Source organism: Terribacillus sp. DMT04, assembly GCF_019056395.1.
GTDB classification, from domain to species: domain Bacteria; phylum Bacillota; class Bacilli; order Bacillales; family Amphibacillaceae; genus Terribacillus; species Terribacillus aidingensis_A.
On record NZ_CP077639.1, the window covers coordinates 2,823,691 to 2,838,123 of the forward strand.

At 41.8% G+C, this 14,433-nt stretch carries 17 protein-coding genes and 1 pseudogene; 4 read left to right on the forward strand and 14 right to left on the reverse strand.

Translation table 11 applies throughout. The features are described 5' to 3' along the window. The first annotated feature begins 139 nt into the window (after window positions 1–139). A complete protein-coding gene (rarD, locus tag KS242_RS14680; RefSeq protein ID WP_217322016.1) occupies window positions 140–1,060 on the forward strand; it encodes an EamA family transporter RarD in 921 nt (306 codons plus the stop codon). Window positions 1,061–1,067: 7 nt separating this feature from the next. Here the strand turns inward: rarD and KS242_RS14685 are convergent, their stop codons facing one another. Both KS242_RS14685 and KS242_RS14690 read right to left on the reverse strand, forming a co-directional pair. After that, window positions 1,068–1,319, reverse strand: coding sequence for a hypothetical protein (locus KS242_RS14685; protein ID WP_217322017.1), 252 nt, complete (start codon window positions 1,317–1,319; stop codon window positions 1,068–1,070). A gap of 77 nt (window positions 1,320–1,396) precedes the next feature. After that, the gene (locus KS242_RS14690) at window positions 1,397–1,594 is read right to left on the reverse strand and encodes a DUF2188 domain-containing protein (protein WP_217322018.1); all 198 of its coding nucleotides are present in this window, start codon (window positions 1,592–1,594) and stop codon (window positions 1,397–1,399) included. A gap of 216 nt (window positions 1,595–1,810) precedes the next feature. On the opposite strand from KS242_RS14690, the gene KS242_RS14695 reads away from it, so the two are divergent. Next, window positions 1,811–2,722: a DUF459 domain-containing protein gene (locus KS242_RS14695; protein ID WP_217322019.1), complete on the forward strand. Its 912-nt coding sequence runs from the start codon at window positions 1,811–1,813 to the stop codon at window positions 2,720–2,722. A gap of 13 nt (window positions 2,723–2,735) precedes the next feature. Continuing rightward, window positions 2,736–3,371, forward strand: coding sequence for a YpmS family protein (locus KS242_RS14700; RefSeq protein ID WP_217322020.1), 636 nt, complete (start codon window positions 2,736–2,738; stop codon window positions 3,369–3,371). 345 nt (window positions 3,372–3,716) lie between these two features. On the opposite strand, the gene KS242_RS14705 is transcribed toward KS242_RS14700, so the two are convergent. The 10 genes from KS242_RS14705 to KS242_RS14750 all read right to left on the reverse strand — a co-directional run bounded on the left by KS242_RS14705 (window position 3,717) and on the right by KS242_RS14750 (window position 11,766). Then, the gene (locus KS242_RS14705) at window positions 3,717–4,349 is read right to left on the reverse strand and encodes a response regulator (protein WP_217322021.1); all 633 of its coding nucleotides are present in this window, start codon (window positions 4,347–4,349) and stop codon (window positions 3,717–3,719) included. Further along, window positions 4,346–5,389, reverse strand: a complete 1,044-nt coding sequence (locus KS242_RS14710) for a sensor histidine kinase (protein ID WP_217322022.1) — start codon at window positions 5,387–5,389, stop codon at window positions 4,346–4,348. The genes KS242_RS14705 and KS242_RS14710 overlap by 4 nt, the downstream gene beginning before the upstream one ends. Beyond that, window positions 5,386–6,108, reverse strand: a complete 723-nt coding sequence (gene liaF / locus KS242_RS14715) for a cell wall-active antibiotics response protein LiaF (RefSeq protein WP_217322023.1) — start codon at window positions 6,106–6,108, stop codon at window positions 5,386–5,388. The genes KS242_RS14710 and liaF overlap by 4 nt, the downstream gene beginning before the upstream one ends. An 88-nt stretch (window positions 6,109–6,196) precedes the next feature. After that, window positions 6,197–6,820 (reverse strand): PspA/IM30 family protein, encoded by a 624-nt coding sequence (locus KS242_RS14720; protein ID WP_217322024.1) that lies wholly within the window; start codon window positions 6,818–6,820, stop codon window positions 6,197–6,199. Window positions 6,821–6,840: 20 nt separating this feature from the next. Beyond that, the gene (locus tag KS242_RS14725) at window positions 6,841–7,005 is read right to left on the reverse strand and encodes a hypothetical protein (RefSeq protein WP_217322025.1); all 165 of its coding nucleotides are present in this window, start codon (window positions 7,003–7,005) and stop codon (window positions 6,841–6,843) included. A gap of 17 nt (window positions 7,006–7,022) precedes the next feature. Continuing rightward, window positions 7,023–7,325: a lmo0954 family membrane protein gene (locus KS242_RS14730; RefSeq protein WP_217322026.1), complete on the reverse strand. Its 303-nt coding sequence runs from the start codon at window positions 7,323–7,325 to the stop codon at window positions 7,023–7,025. A 699-nt stretch (window positions 7,326–8,024) separates the two neighbouring features. Beyond that, window positions 8,025–8,738, reverse strand: coding sequence for a DUF6320 domain-containing protein (locus KS242_RS14735; RefSeq protein WP_217322027.1), 714 nt, complete (start codon window positions 8,736–8,738; stop codon window positions 8,025–8,027). After that, a complete protein-coding gene (locus KS242_RS14740; protein WP_217322028.1) occupies window positions 8,738–9,991 on the reverse strand; it encodes an alcohol acetyltransferase in 1,254 nt (417 codons plus the stop codon). The genes KS242_RS14735 and KS242_RS14740 overlap by 1 nt, the downstream gene beginning before the upstream one ends. Before the next feature lie 277 nt (window positions 9,992–10,268). After that, window positions 10,269–10,529, reverse strand: a complete 261-nt coding sequence (locus tag KS242_RS14745; protein WP_217322029.1) for a hypothetical protein — start codon at window positions 10,527–10,529, stop codon at window positions 10,269–10,271. A gap of 43 nt (window positions 10,530–10,572) precedes the next feature. Continuing rightward, on the reverse strand, window positions 10,573–11,766 hold the full coding sequence (locus KS242_RS14750) for a YhgE/Pip domain-containing protein (RefSeq protein WP_217322030.1): 1,194 nt from the start codon (window positions 11,764–11,766) through the stop codon (window positions 10,573–10,575). A gap of 179 nt (window positions 11,767–11,945) precedes the next feature. Between KS242_RS14750 and KS242_RS14755 the strand changes: the two genes are divergently transcribed. Continuing rightward, the gene (locus tag KS242_RS14755) at window positions 11,946–12,563 is read left to right on the forward strand and encodes a TetR/AcrR family transcriptional regulator (protein WP_217322031.1); all 618 of its coding nucleotides are present in this window, start codon (window positions 11,946–11,948) and stop codon (window positions 12,561–12,563) included. Between the two features lie 110 nt (window positions 12,564–12,673). On the opposite strand, the gene KS242_RS14760 is transcribed toward KS242_RS14755, so the two are convergent. Both KS242_RS14760 and KS242_RS14765 read right to left on the reverse strand, forming a co-directional pair. Beyond that, entirely contained in the window at window positions 12,674–13,924 is a 1,251-nt protein-coding gene (locus tag KS242_RS14760) for a CYP152 family fatty-acid peroxygenase CypC (protein WP_217322032.1), read from the reverse strand. 94 nt (window positions 13,925–14,018) lie between these two features. Then, window positions 14,019–14,429, reverse strand: a pseudogene (locus tag KS242_RS14765) (NUDIX hydrolase). Between the last annotated feature and the right edge of the window lie 4 nt (window positions 14,430–14,433).

Below are 14,433 nucleotides of genomic sequence, written 5' to 3' on the forward strand. Positions count from 1 at the left end.
TTGCCCATACTAATATATAGTATCATATCTGACATTGGCAACTTACCAGAATCTTAAAAAGATGCAAAAGTATTGAAAAGCGGCCATCCCAGCCGTAGACTTAACTCAAACAGAAATAGAAAGAGAGGCGCATGCCAACATGCAATCGCAATCATCTAAGTCCGGCATCATATATGCAGCACTTGCATACATGATGTGGGGTGTACTGCCTTTATTCTGGAATTTATTAGAGGACGTCGATGCTGGCCATTTATTGGCCCATCGTATCGTTTGGTCCTTTGTTACAATGATTCTCATTGTGTTTGTCTTGGGAAAATTCCGTTCTTTCATTCAGCAAATTAAGGACCTTTTCTTAAATAAGCGCGCGTTTTGGGGATTATTCGCAGCTTCTCTGACAGTGAGTGTCAATTGGCTCGTTTTCATCTGGGCCGTGAACGCAGGACATGTCTTGCAATCCAGCTTAGGTTATTATATTAACCCGCTGATCAGCATACTGCTGGCTATGATTTTTCTGAAAGAAAAAAGCACACGTCTGCAGATTGCAAGTTTTATTCTGGCCGCGTTTGGAGTCATTTATTTGACCGTTAGCTACGGCGTATTTCCATGGGTATCCTTACTATTGGCAATCAGCTTTGCTGTATATGGGCTGCTGAAGAAAGTAGTGACAATCCCGCCAATGTTCGGGCTTACAATTGAAACCATGTTCGTTACACCGCTAGCCGTCCTTTATCTGCTATTCGCACCAGCTGCAGAAGCTACATCTATCTCGACTGGAACAGCTGTTATCTTATTCTTATCTGGTGCCGCCACAGCTGCACCGCTATTGCTTTTTGCTCATGGCGCGCGCAGGCTGACGCTAACACAAATCGGACTGCTTCAGTATATAGCGCCAACCCTTATGCTGCTCTTAGGTGTCACTTTATTCGGGGAAGCATTCACACATGCGCATCTGATCGCCTTTTCTTGTATTTGGGGAGCTTTGGTTCTCTACTCCATTTCCGGAATTCGGTTGAAACGCCTGACTGCCCGGCACCCAAATACTGCTAAAACTGCAAAATAAGCCACCTTTACTTACGAAAAGGTGGCAGAAAAAGCAATAATACAAATAATCCACATAAGATAGTAGCAAAGATGTATAACGTCCCTTTAATCAGTTCCTCCTGTAACAGGAAGGAGAAAAAACTGGTGACAAGCAAAAGCAATGCCGTTACAGCAGCAGGGATGAATAAAACAAACGGATCTTTTGTGAAATGACGGAGTACGCCAATGCTAATCAATGCAATTCCTGAAAAAGCTAACAGCAGTAAGGAAAAATCCATGCCTGCACCTCCTCTGTTCAGCTTATTCAGGAACAGCCTGAAAGGTTAAAAATTACCGGCAAAAACTGCCGGTAATTTTAAAACTGCCGCTGTTCTTCTATCTCTTGATGTGCATCATAGATAATAACTTTACTAGGCGCATTATCCTTGGCCATGCTTTCAGCTTCCATAACAGCTTCATCTCTTGTGCTGTGATAATCCGTTGGTGCTACGTCTTCAATCTTCACATACCAGCCTGTTACATCTCTATTTGGGACTACACTGTATTCTTTCATCTTGCATCCTCCTCTTATTTTTTCTTATTTGTTTTTTTCCCGACTGCGCCTTTCCTGAAACATACAGAACCATCTCTTCCCACTATCCAACTTTGTCGAAATCTAGTAAGATATAATTTTACGTTAAATTAACAATTTACCTTCTCCGTGTCCGCCAGTTTTAAAGTTTAACAAGCTGGATACGAAACTATATTTTTAAAACGAGGTTGATGATGCTTGCAAAAAAGAAAAGTTTATTTGATTATTGCATCGTTTCTGCTCGCCATCGTCATCGGAGCTGTGATACTATTTGCTGTCTCTGATAAGAAAGCGACCGTCACTAACGCCCCTTTAGAAGTTGTCCCAATTGAAGATTCAGCCCCTGAAAATACGGAAGATACTTTGGGCGAATCAGAGGATACAGATACGTCCTCCGAAATTAAAGATGCCTTTCAGCGTTTGTTTAATGACACGATTGGGCTCTTTATCAAGGAAGATCTTCATATTACAGCAATTGGAGATTCCTTGACACAAGGTGTGGGCGACAAGACTGATAAGGGTGGTTATGTCGGCATTCTTCAGCAGACATTTGAACAAACAGAGGACCGTGTAAAGATTGATAACTTTGGTAAACGAGGCAATCGAACCGACCAGATGCTGAAACGCATGGAAGACCCCGTCATCTCCGCTTCCCTGGAAAATGCCGATGTTGTTTTAATTACAATTGGTGCTAATGACATTATGAAAGTAACGAAAGATCATTTCACAAACTTGGACTATGATGATTATAGTAAGGCTATGCCAGCCTACGAAGAGCGGATGAAGGAAATCTTCCAAAAAATCGACACACTAAATCCAGATGCTGAAGTGTATTTGATTGGTTTTTATAATCCCTTTGAAGAAAACTTCCCCGAGCTAAAAGAACAACTTGGTACGATTATCAAGGAGTATAACAGCATTGGAGAGAAAATCGCCCAGAACGAAGAACAGCATTACATTGAGACAGTCGACTTATTCCAAAATGAAACAGCAAACCTGTTGTCTGATGACTATTTCCATCCAAATGAAATTGGGTATGGAAAAGTAGCTGAACGGGTATTGGAAAGTATCAAACCCGTGATACAGGAAGAAGAGGAAGACGAAGAATAGGCAGGTGAAAGAAATGGAGAATCGAAATAACCAACCGCCCGATCGAAAGACGCGTAACTGGAAGAAATATTTTAAAGTTTTAGCTATTGCTAACGGTATTGTTTTGCTGCTGCTTTTGCTGCTCATTTTTCTGCCAGCTTTCAGTCCGGCTCCAGAGCCGCCAAAAGAAGCACAATTTGACAGTTCTGATTCCTCAGAGTTTACAATTAGTTCCACAAAAGCAAACGTAAACGAACTAATCAACGCTTATATCGATAAGGAACTGAATGATAACTCCGATAATTATGCTGTTGTACTTGGAGATGATGCTGTAGAACTTAGCGGCGGCATTACAGCTTTCGGCATCCGCATCCCATTGAAAATGACGCTAGAGCCCCATGTACAGGAGAATGGTGATTTAATACTAGAGAATAAAGAAATCTCGCTCGGCAGTCTTTCCTTGCCGAATGATAAGGTTCTCAAGTACATTGATAAATACTACAACATGCCTGAATGGGTTTCGATCAATCCGGATGAAGAATCCATCTATGTAGCTGTCACGCAAATGGAATTGCAAAATAATCTCCATGTAGAAGTAGAACAATTTAACTTGCCGAACGACAATCTCAGCTTTAAGCTGTATGTTCCGAATGACACGATTGGTTTATAAGAAAAATGCTGGGACTAAAGTGTTATAGCAATTCAAAACGAACAATTCCTTGTGGTATTAGAACGGAATTGTTCGTTTTTTTTACGGTTTTATGAGTTAGGCTGCCGCTTTGGAAATACACGCTGCTAATTTGGATTATCAATCCGTGAATAGGAGTATCCAACTAGCGCAGGCAGAATGCGAAGACTCCTGCGGGAACAGCACGTGGTGAAGACCCCGCAGCGACGGTTCTCCGCGAGGAGGCTGAGGCCGTGCCCACGGAAAGCGAGGTATTCTGCCGGAGCGGCAGTCAGAGCGCAACTTTTTAAAATACTATATACGTTCTTTAGATACCCAGCTTCTTCTTCACTTAAGCATCCCGTTTTCATGGACGTAAATGGCGGCTTGCGTGCGGTCTTGTACTTCGAGTTTGCTCAGGATGTTGCTTACGTGCACTTTTACTGTTTTTAACGCGATAAACAGCTCGGAGGCAATCTCTTGATTTGACCTTCCTTTTGCAATTAAATGAAGCACTTCCTGCTCACGGACTGTCAGTGTTTCATGCAGGGCTGGTGCCTGATTCTTTCGCATTCGCTTCATCACTTTATTCGTCACTTCTGGTTCAAAGACAGCAGAACCATTATATGTAGCTCGGATGGCTTTGGCAATTTCAGATGCTTTAGATGTTTTCAGCAGATAGCTGGCAGCACCTGCTTCTAAAGCTGGATATACTTTATCATCATCCAAGAAGCTAGTCACGACAATCACTTTTGCCTCAGGCCATGCGCTTACAATTAGCTTCGTCGCTTCAATACCGTCCATCTTATCCATTACTAAATCCATCAGAATAATATCCGGACGCAAATCGAGTGCAAGCTTTACGGCATCTTCTCCGTTATCAGCTTCTCCTATTACTTCAATATCTGCTTGTGTAGCCAGATATGCAGACACACCGATTCGAACCATCTCATGATCGTCTACAAAAAGTACTCTGATCACGCTTCTTCTTCCTCTCTGTCGAGCATTGGAACGCGTACCTCCAACCGTGTACCTTGTTTCGGCACACTGACCACCCGCAAATGGGCGCCGATTTCCGCGGCCCGCTCCTTCATATTTTGCAAACCGTAAGCTCCTAGTTGTTCTGTGTCCATTTCAAACCCAATTCCGTCATCTGTAACAAGCAGAATGATGAAGCCATCCCGCTGAAGCAGCTTGATCGCCAAGCTCTCTGCTTTTGCATGACGAAGCGTATTTGAAACAGATTCTTGCACAATTCGAAACAACTGATCTTCAATGCCCTTTTCTACCGGAAATTCATCCAGCTCCCAGGAAATCGTGAGCGGTACTTTTGCTTGAAGATCAACAAGCAGCAAATCCATTCCTTCTTGCAGTGTCTTCCCTTTTAATGCCGCAGGTCTGAGATGAAGCAGCAGTGCCCGCATCTCAAGCTGTGATTGCTGCACCATTGACTCCAGCTGTTTTAGCGCAATAAGCATAGGTGCATTTTCTTCTTCTGATTCTGTAAGTGCAGAAATCAGCATGGACGCAGCAAATAACTCCTGGCTGACCGAGTCATGCAGTTCCCGGGCCAAACGATTTCTTTCTTCGGAAACGATTCGCTGCACTTCTTCCTCACGATCAATTACCCGTTCATTAGTCAGCTTTTGTGCGATTTTCGCTTGTTCATTCATATACAGCTGCAACCGCTCTAGCGCAGTCCACGTATGCTGCAGTTCGGATATACTAAAGCTGCGTTTCTTCATTGGCTGCTGTCCTTCACGGATGCCTTCTAATTCCTGTGCAGCTTGGTGCCAGCGCCTGCGCCAATACAGACCTGAAAACAGACCAAGCAAAGCACCTGAAAACAATACAAATACCGGAGCTGCAATGATAAAAGGTACCGAGCTGTCATGTATATTTAAAACTGCCCGCCAATTATTAACGGGGTAATTAAGTACATACAGAACGACTAAACCTGCCAGCATCAAGACACTATACAGCATCCCGAAGACGACATGCCGTTTAACGATATTACTCATACGCGCACCACCTCCAGCTTGCCTGCCACTACACTTGTGACAATTTTGACGCGCTGACTGGATTGCTGGTAACCTTTTGTCCGCAGATGAATCACTTTATTCCAGCTGTTCTTTTCTTTATGATCAAAGATGGTGACGGAGCCATATACCACCGAATGATGCACATCCACCTCCATATCATACGGAACAACAATCCGGACATTCCCAAGTACTTTTCGTACCATCAGCACCGCCTCTTCTTTTGGCAGCACGGTATAATTTAAGTCGATATTCGTATCACCGAGAAAGGCTTGAATGTTTGTGTCCTTCCACTCATATACGCCGCTTCCAGCAGACTGTGCACCAAACAAGCTGTTTTGGAACAGCGATTTTTGTTCAAATACTTGCTCTTGTTCCGATTCTGTTTGTTCAAAGGATGGATGATAAACTTGCGGCTTATCTGCTGTATTATCATGTATCTTAGAAAAGTAATAGATAATACCAGCAGTCAAAACAAGATAAAAAGCGAATGATTGCAATAAACTTAAAGCCACAATAGCTATCCCTATCCAAAGCAGTATCGGTTTTTTTCCGGCGGAGAGCCTCCGTCTTCCCAGATAAATAATAAAGATACCAATTCCCGCGCCAATCAGTACACCTGTGCCTGAAATTAATATTTCAGCAAGGAATACGACTGCGGCAGTAATCAGCAGCCAGCGAACCATATCATTTGGTTTCACCTTAAGGCACCCCTTTCATGCAGCAAGTGTAAACAAGGAAGTCACAGCGTCACCTGTGTCCTTCCTAGATTACCATGTCTCTCCTATTTTAACTAGATTTCCTTTCCAGATTCGCAAGCTTCGCATCCAGCGTCTGTTTGCGATAATCATCATTGACTTTTCGTTCCAGACGATCAATGTATCCCTCTAGATCGTTGAACTTGCTGGAAACGAATTCGAATTCCGGCTTATTCTTCAACACTTCATTCATACCGCGATGTGCTTTCGCAACATTCTCCCGCTCTGCAAACTCCATTTTCTTTACATAAAGATCCTTCAGCTTGTGCTTCATTTGAACGTATTTTTTTTCAAGCTCTTGCAAGTCCGCATTTGCTTTATCCATCATCGCTTTGATTTTGTCTGCTCGCTCTTGATATTGTATACGTTCATCTTGTGCTTGCTCTGCAAGTTCGGCTTCTTCTTGTTCTGCAGCTAACTTCGCCTGACGTTCTCTTTTATCAGCCATTGCCTGTGCAGCATGATATTCTTTCGTGAAGTCATGCTTCAGCTGGTACTGCTTTTCAATCAGTTCACGGATCTTCTTCGCCTGCTGCTCACATTGACGGATATACTGACTCAGCTGCACCGTCGGATTCTTTTCTTCCTTCTTATCCAAAATCTCGTGAAAATCTGCTGCAACCGCCTGTTTGATTCGTGTAAAGATATTTTCCATGTGTACCTCTCCTTTTTAAGTTAAAATATGTCTCGAATCAGGGCCATCACTGGGATAAGCAAAGCCAATATCGGAATGACCGCCCAAATCCATGTGTTATCCTTCCAGCCTGGTTTCTGCTGTTTTTTTAATTCTTCTATTTCTAATTCCAACACCCGTACCCGTTGTTCCAAATAATTGTCCACTATACGCCTCCTTGAAATTAGAGAGTAAAGTCAAACTTCTCTGCTTCTTTATCTTTTTTCCATGCTTTATACATGTAATAAAGAGCAGCCAAAGCAGCCAAACCAATCAGCGCTGGCAGGTTGGAAAGCGAGATACAAACCCCAATTCCAATTACGACACCCCAGCCAATCTTGGCGCCAACAGCATCAGTCATAACGAACCTTCTCAATCCGTAATAACCAACAGCCACACTAATCGCCAATACAAGCAGCGACCCAAGATTCGCCAACAGCACAGCCACCGCAACAACCGCCCCAATAATCAACAACACCTTCTTCATCAACCAACAACTCCTTTCATACCCCTAGTCTACCTTTATCCTCAACGCCACATAACGACCTGGAGAGGTAAGTTAGATAAGACTTTGGTCTTATGAAAGGCGGAAAAAGCCGGTTAGGAACGGAGAAGTAAGGGAGAAAGCCCGAAGGAAGGTGCTTTTCCTTCCGCAGGGATTTATCCCTTACGGCGCAGTTCCTGGCTTTTGGAGCTAGACATCAAGAAAAGCGGAAAAGACCGTTCAGAAACGAAGCGGTAAGCAAGGGAGCCCGGAGTGGGCGCCATTCCCACGCAGGGATTCATTGCTTACAGCGCAGTTTCTGGTCTTTGGAGCTAGACATAAAGAAAAGCGGAAAAGACCGTTCAGAAACGAAGCGGTAAGCAAGGGAGCCCGGAGTGGGCGCCATTCCCACGCAGGGATTCATTGCTTACAGCGCAGTTTCTGGTCTTTGGAGCTAGACATAAAGAAAAGCGGAAAAGACCGTTCAGAAACGAAGCGGTAAGCAAGGGAGCCCGGAGTGGGCGCCATTCCCACGCAGGGATTCATTGCTTACAGCGCAGTTTCTGGTCTTTGGAGCTAGACATCAAGAAAGGCGGAAAAAGCCGGTTAGGAACGGAGAAGTAAGGGAGAAAGCCCGAACTACAAAAAAACATCCATCCGCTTATAAAATAAACGAATGAATGTTTCATACGAAAAAAGACACTAAATATGAAATTTACGCTTCATCTTTTCTTTCCATTTCTCTGGTACTGTGTAAGATATAATCAGTAAGACGGCTCCTATTATAATGGACAGGATCACATCTCCGGCTGATTGAATAAATACATCTTCTGCATCTAAATAGATCCGCAAGATAAACTCTATTCCGATACAAAGGATGAGCAGGGAAAAAATAATATAACCACTTTGACGCAGCCAGCTTACATTTACTCTGTAAATAGCGATATTTGCTAGAAACAAGAGTACAGTCAGCACTACTATCGGAATGGCTATTTCGACGGACCAGCCCGCATATCCATCAATGCCATCGAAACCAATAAGCCCTATGCTAGCTGAAGCAATCAAGACTGTCAGCTTGTTTCGCATACGTTTTACATAACCGAAGAATACATGCAGATAACACCAGCTCATCAGTACAGATAAACTGCTGTATAAAGACCACGTTAGCTCACCGTTCAAAGATAGGTCGACAATTATTGGGACAAGAAAGCCTAGAATCAATAGAATACAGAGAACGCGATATACACTGCGGATGAAGAAATGCAATAAGTTCTCATACAAACTATAATAAGCAGGAAAACCATTCGCATCTGACAGTTCTTCGTCACTGAGCACTTTTGGTATATATGTATAACATAGCGGACAAGGTATTTGATCCTTTTCTACACTAACACCGCATTTCGGACAGTAGGCCATTAATATGCACTCCTATTTGTCTCTATTTTCACGTGAATGCCTTCTTTAACTAATTTTCGGAAGAACATTCTTTCTACCAGGCTGTCATTCGATAAACTGCCAAATGTAATATACATGTTCGCTTTGTGACTAATTAACCCTACTTTGATTTTATTACCGATACTAGGTGGCGGATAAAATTCAAATCGTTCAATATGTTTTTCTACTTCTTGCTCCAGTACTATAAGGCCTAAGTTAGAAATAGAGCTTGTATAATAATTTTCGCCAAATCTCGCATGCACCATTGGCGAAATCCAATCTTTTACAAATAAAGGCAGCGAACGAAGCAGCATATTACGCTCTCCCCTAACACTGCGAGCAATTAACATTTTAAGCTGTTTTTCATTTACAAACCGTTTTAGATCGATACTGATGGCTTCAATTATTTCTTGAAAGCTGTACACACCTAATCTAGGATCAATCGTGATTGGCACACTAACAAAGAAATTTTGCAGCGTGTCACTTTTAAAGAAATTGCGCAAGTTCACAGGAACATTAATGGAAATTGGTCTTTTCTTATCCGAATTCTTCTGTTGAATTTCAATTAATGTTTCTGCGTATAAAGCGAGCAAGTAGGTAGTAATCGATGTTTGATGTTGTTTCGCCAGATTCTTTATCGCTTGTGTTTTTACATTTCCGGTTGTGACATGATACACACCGCGTTTGTCCAGCCGGATCGGTATTTTATACGCTTTGTCCAACGTTTCCTGATAGCTTGGCACCACTTCCTCGTAATGCTGAAAGAAAGCATTATCAAGATGGTAGTCTTTCTTGTCTTCACTAACCGACTCAGACACCAAACCTTCTTTTCTTAGATAATTTTTGACGAGAAGCTTTAAAAATTCAATTCCGCCTGTTCCGTCCGTCAGCATATGAGATAGTTCTAACGAAATCTTTTTATTATAATAGAGCACCCTGTACGGAAACGTGTTTCGTCCTCTAAAAAATAGATTCGAACAAGGATAATAATATTCTTTCGTCACCACAGGAATAGAGTTTGTCTTTTCAAAGTAATACCAAAACACGCCTCGTTTTACAACGACTTTGAATGAGGCAACTTCTTCTAACGTCTCTTCCAGTGCTTCTTGCAGCAATTCTCCATTAATACTGATATACAGATTGACTGAAAGACGAAAAACGGTAGATACTCTGGATGTAACAGTTGATGCATATAGTTTCCCAGCGCTATCTAGTTTGTACCAATCTGTTTTCATACAAAAATCATCCTTTGATACTTGCTGTTTTTATATCTGCTACGTTTATGTCTGCTACATTTCTTACAAAGCAGCTTTATGTATCCTGTACCCTATCCGTTTTATAACCATTATAAGTGCTTATAAACACGTTTCTATCTCACTGTTGTTAAATTGTACTACAATGCTTCATGTTTACGGTAACATATGTATAGTTTAACCAAAGAATTTCTTCATCTCTCCCAAGAAGAACAAAGCAAAAAAATAAGCACCTTGTGTTCTGGTACTCATGCTAATCTCATTTCTCTATCTCAATTTCATGGAATAGATTGTGATCTTTAACTGATTCCTCTAGATGATCTGCACCTTTTTCAACAGGAATCTCATAGGAGACATCCTCTTTTTCTGTACGTACAATCATATTGTTATCATACAACTTTGTGTCTTCCTCTACTATCACATCTGTCAATACATCTTGTACTGTTGCGCTTTGGTAATATGCTTTCTCTCCACAAGCTGTCAGCGTTAAGATAGCCCTGGTTTTAATAGTAACCTCCATAAAAACAAGCCACTCATCCTTTATGGAGAGCGGCCTAATCAAGTCAACCAACTAACGCTTGATCTTCTGTTTCTTTAGTTGTTGTTTTAGATTGTAATGCAGAAGCTAATAGGATTACCATACCTGCTATTCCTATCCATACAAGAGTGGATACGGAACCCCAAGTCAGGCCTGTATCGAAGAAGAGCAATTCTCGTAAACCTTCGACCATAAACCGCATTGGCAGCCACGCGTAAATCCAATGCTGATAAAATGGTGACAGCATTTCTGGAGCCATAGCAAGCAATGGTGCACCAAAGAATAACATTAAAATAAATATTGGTATTCCTTTAAGCCCAATGACAGAAAGCACCGCTGAAATCATAAGAAAGAAACTGAAAGATGTAATTGCTAAGAAAAATGCTGTACTAGTGAAATCTGGTATATGAAACCCTGCTATCGTATCGGCCATCCAAGTTAAACCAAATCCGACCACAAGTGTGACAATTGCACCTGCAATAATTTGCATCATTTTTACTGAAAAGTTCTCTTTTCGGTTCGTAGTAGTTACTTTTCTCAGTGCGATAAAAATAATAGCAGCACTCGCTATACTCGCCATCCAAAGCGGTTGAAATAATGAACTCGGTGCATTACCGTTTGCACTATTCGCGCCTGTTTCGTTTACAGTTATGATTTCTTTTTTAACCGGGCTCACTAGGCTTTCCGCTTGATCTGTAGTTAAAGGTACTCCTTGTTGTTCTAACCCGTCTAGAAGTTGCGTACGAACATTATTGTTTATGTTGTCCACTACACCATTCAATACTTGTCCGGCAATTGTAGATGCCATTGTATTCATGCCTTGGTTAACAAATAGTTCAATGCCAGGGGAAGAAGGTGTTTCCGTTTGTAAGGAAGACTGCTTTTCACTGAAATCTTCCGGTATAACCAACGCTCCATAATATTCTTGGTTATCTAATCCTTTTTGAACTTCCTCCGCGTTACTTACTTCAATCCATTTCACAGCAGGATCTTCTTGGTCTGCAGTTGCTTCTGCATTCTCTTTTACCATCTCTACGATCGTTTGGCCCATATTCATTTGCCCTTGATTTGGTATAGCGACCCCTGTATCTTCATTTACGATTGCAACCGGCAGATTTTTAGCTTCAGGCTGCACAGATGGAATTAATGTAAGCGAGAAAATAAATATAATGACTAAAACGATAATTGGTGATAGAAATAGCAGCTTGTTTTTGAACATTCTTGAACGCCTCCTTGATATTACTTTATAATAAATGAACACCGTGTTGTTTATTACACTCTAGATTATATGTACCTACTCCATGCTATTCAATAATCAAATATCCAATATATGTTGGTTACGGGACACTTATATGAACTGTGTCGGATAAAAATAATAAAAAATAAGGAGAATGATGTGTGACTGACAATAAAGCTGACTTACGAGTTATTCGGACTAAGGAAGCCATTCGAAATGCCTTAATACAATTAATCGAAGAAAAAGGATTTGAAGCAATTACCGTTAAAGATATAACGACTGCTGCGAAAATTAATAGGGGGACATTTTATGCTCATTATCAAGACAAATTTGATTTAATGAAGCAGTGTGAAGATAAGATTATGCTAGACTTATCTCGTATTGCGAGAGAGAATTTCCCAAAGGTTCTTGCTTCTCTTGAAACAGATTCTCCGACTGCACAGCCATTCTCTATTACTGTATCTATATATGAATACCTAAATAAGAATAGCGACGTTATGACAGCTGTATTAGGTCCAAAAGGAAATTTATCCTTTCAAACAAGATTGAAAGAATTTATGTGGGGAGAGATTTATGGGAATAATCCGCATTCATTTGTAAAGGAAGAAAATTTTCGAGTTCCAAAACAGTATTTGGCATCCTATATGGGAAACGCAATACTGGGTGTAACCCAACAATGGCTGCATAGCGGCAGAAAGGAATCTCCTCTAGAAATGGGACACATCCTAACAACCATGACGGCTTACGGTCCCTTATATGCAGCTGGTTTAAAAAAATAAGTTTTAAAAGACTGCCGTTAACATGATAGTAATGTCGGTTTCTTCATGAATGCAAAAAGAGCAGGATCACATGATTCCTGCTCTTTCTTTTCAATCATATTCTGCTAGCGTCAGCTGGTTATCTTCTGTATATCTGTCAGTATCATTTGGCTTTTTGGCATAGTCGGCATGGAGGTGTGGCTGTAGCTTAAATCCTGATTTGGGACTTTATACTGCAAACGATTTACGAGATAGTCGACGCTCACTTCCATTACTTGAATCGTCACCCATTCTCCTGCACATCTATGTCCCATATGAAAATCTCCGCCGCCTTGAGGAATAAAATCAAATGGACTACCATCCCAGTCGAGAAATCGGTCGGGCTGGAAGAGATCAGGCTGCTCCCATAGATGTGGGTCATGATTATTGCCGTAGATATCCAGCAAGGTTAACGTGCCTTCTTGAAATTGATATCCTTCCCACTGGAAGTCCTTTTTTACTTTCGCTATCGCAGCTGGGAAAAATGGATAAAAGCGACGCACTTCCTGCACGAAGCGGTGGATACTGCCATCCCCCTTTTGCAGTCTGCCTTTTTCTTGTGGAAATTGATGAAGTGCCAGCGCCGAAAAGGCTATAAAAATACTAATGGCGACAATCGGCCGGACGATATTCAGCACTTCCACTGCAGCAACTTTTTCAGGAAGAAGCTCTCCATCTATATCTCGATGCCAAGAGAAGACATAGAGTGCGCCTTCACGGATAGGATGGAGCTCACCATTTCTTACTTGCTTTACCAGTTCTGCCATCCATTGATCCGCGCCAGACCTTGAAGTTCGACCTTGCCAGTAGTCCGGACCAAGTGCTGCCGGCGATTCAAACAAATGACGCATTTGCTCTGTTCGCTTTTGTTCATCATCCAGCGGCACTCCTGCCCATGCGCAAGCTGCTCTCATCAAAATATATTGTGATTCCTCGTAAAGGTTGATTTGATCATATTGTTCCCACTGCTCACTTGCCTTCTCCCATTCTCTTTCAATCAGCTGATCTAATTTTTGCAGCTGTGTTCTTGTCATAATTGACATGAACATCCCTTTGCGGTTTCGATGCTGCTCTCCGTCCAACGTCTGGACTGCCCCTTCACCGAAAAGTGTTTTAACCAAGCGATTCGGCGCAGCGCCAGCGCGCATAAATTTATCTGGATCATAAAACAGCTCCGCGCCCTTTTTTCCGCCTAAACAAATTGCCTTTTTCCAAAGCAGTGTGGTTTCAAATATATTGGATTGAAAACTCTTTCTGCGATGCAAAATAAATTCATAGCCTTCCCGTAAAAATGCCAGACTGTGATCCAGTCCTTCTTCCTTTGGCATGGAAGTGTCACTCATACGACCTCACCCTTCCTTTTTTTACTAGCCTCTTCCCTTCTAGATTAAGCCGAAAACAAAACACCTTGTTTATTTTCACTAAACAAGGTGTTTCCTATGTATTAAAAGGCACATAAAATGGATGGGATTCGTGATTCAGGCAATGCTCAATTCGTTCTAAGAAAATTCCCCATGTAACCATCTTGCGCACTTGTTAAATGGGAAAATAACCAACTTCCAAACTTTCTTCTGACGGTGTACACACACCTGCAATTGGTTTACCGAGGAAAAGTGTATTACAGATGCACATCTCTGTGTTTTGGTAAATCCCACAAAACTTAGTAACTTCGATGTCAATGCCGCTTTCTTCTTTTACTTCCCGAACGGCTGCTTTATCGAGCGCTTCGCCTTCTTCTACTTGACCGCCCGGCATTTCCCAGCCGCGCTTTGGTCCTTTAATCAATAAAATATGACCTGCTTCATTTTGTGCAATTACTGCTGCGGACACGATATGCTTTGGTGGCATGTTT

Coding starts and splice junctions, on each gene's coding strand:
- rarD (WP_217322016.1), top strand. CDS start 140: ATGCAATCGCAATCATCTAAGTCCGGCATCATATATGCAGCACTTGCA.
- KS242_RS14685 (WP_217322017.1), bottom strand. CDS start 1,319: ATGGATTTTTCCTTACTGCTGTTAGCTTTTTCAGGAATTGCATTGATT.
- KS242_RS14690 (WP_217322018.1), bottom strand. CDS start 1,594: ATGAAAGAATACAGTGTAGTCCCAAATAGAGATGTAACAGGCTGGTAT.
- KS242_RS14700 (WP_217322020.1), top strand. CDS start 2,736: ATGGAGAATCGAAATAACCAACCGCCCGATCGAAAGACGCGTAACTGG.
- KS242_RS14710 (WP_217322022.1), bottom strand. CDS start 5,389: ATGAGTAATATCGTTAAACGGCATGTCGTCTTCGGGATGCTGTATAGT.
- KS242_RS14720 (WP_217322024.1), bottom strand. CDS start 6,820: ATGGAAAATATCTTTACACGAATCAAACAGGCGGTTGCAGCAGATTTT.
- KS242_RS14730 (WP_217322026.1), bottom strand. CDS start 7,325: ATGAAGAAGGTGTTGTTGATTATTGGGGCGGTTGTTGCGGTGGCTGTG.
- KS242_RS14735 (WP_217322027.1), bottom strand. CDS start 8,738: ATGGCCTACTGTCCGAAATGCGGTGTTAGTGTAGAAAAGGATCAAATA.
- KS242_RS14740 (WP_217322028.1), bottom strand. CDS start 9,991: ATGAAAACAGATTGGTACAAACTAGATAGCGCTGGGAAACTATATGCA.
- KS242_RS14745 (WP_217322029.1), bottom strand. CDS start 10,529: ATGGAGGTTACTATTAAAACCAGGGCTATCTTAACGCTGACAGCTTGT.
- KS242_RS14750 (WP_217322030.1), bottom strand. CDS start 11,766: ATGTTCAAAAACAAGCTGCTATTTCTATCACCAATTATCGTTTTAGTC.
- KS242_RS14760 (WP_217322032.1), bottom strand. CDS start 13,924: ATGAGTGACACTTCCATGCCAAAGGAAGAAGGACTGGATCACAGTCTG.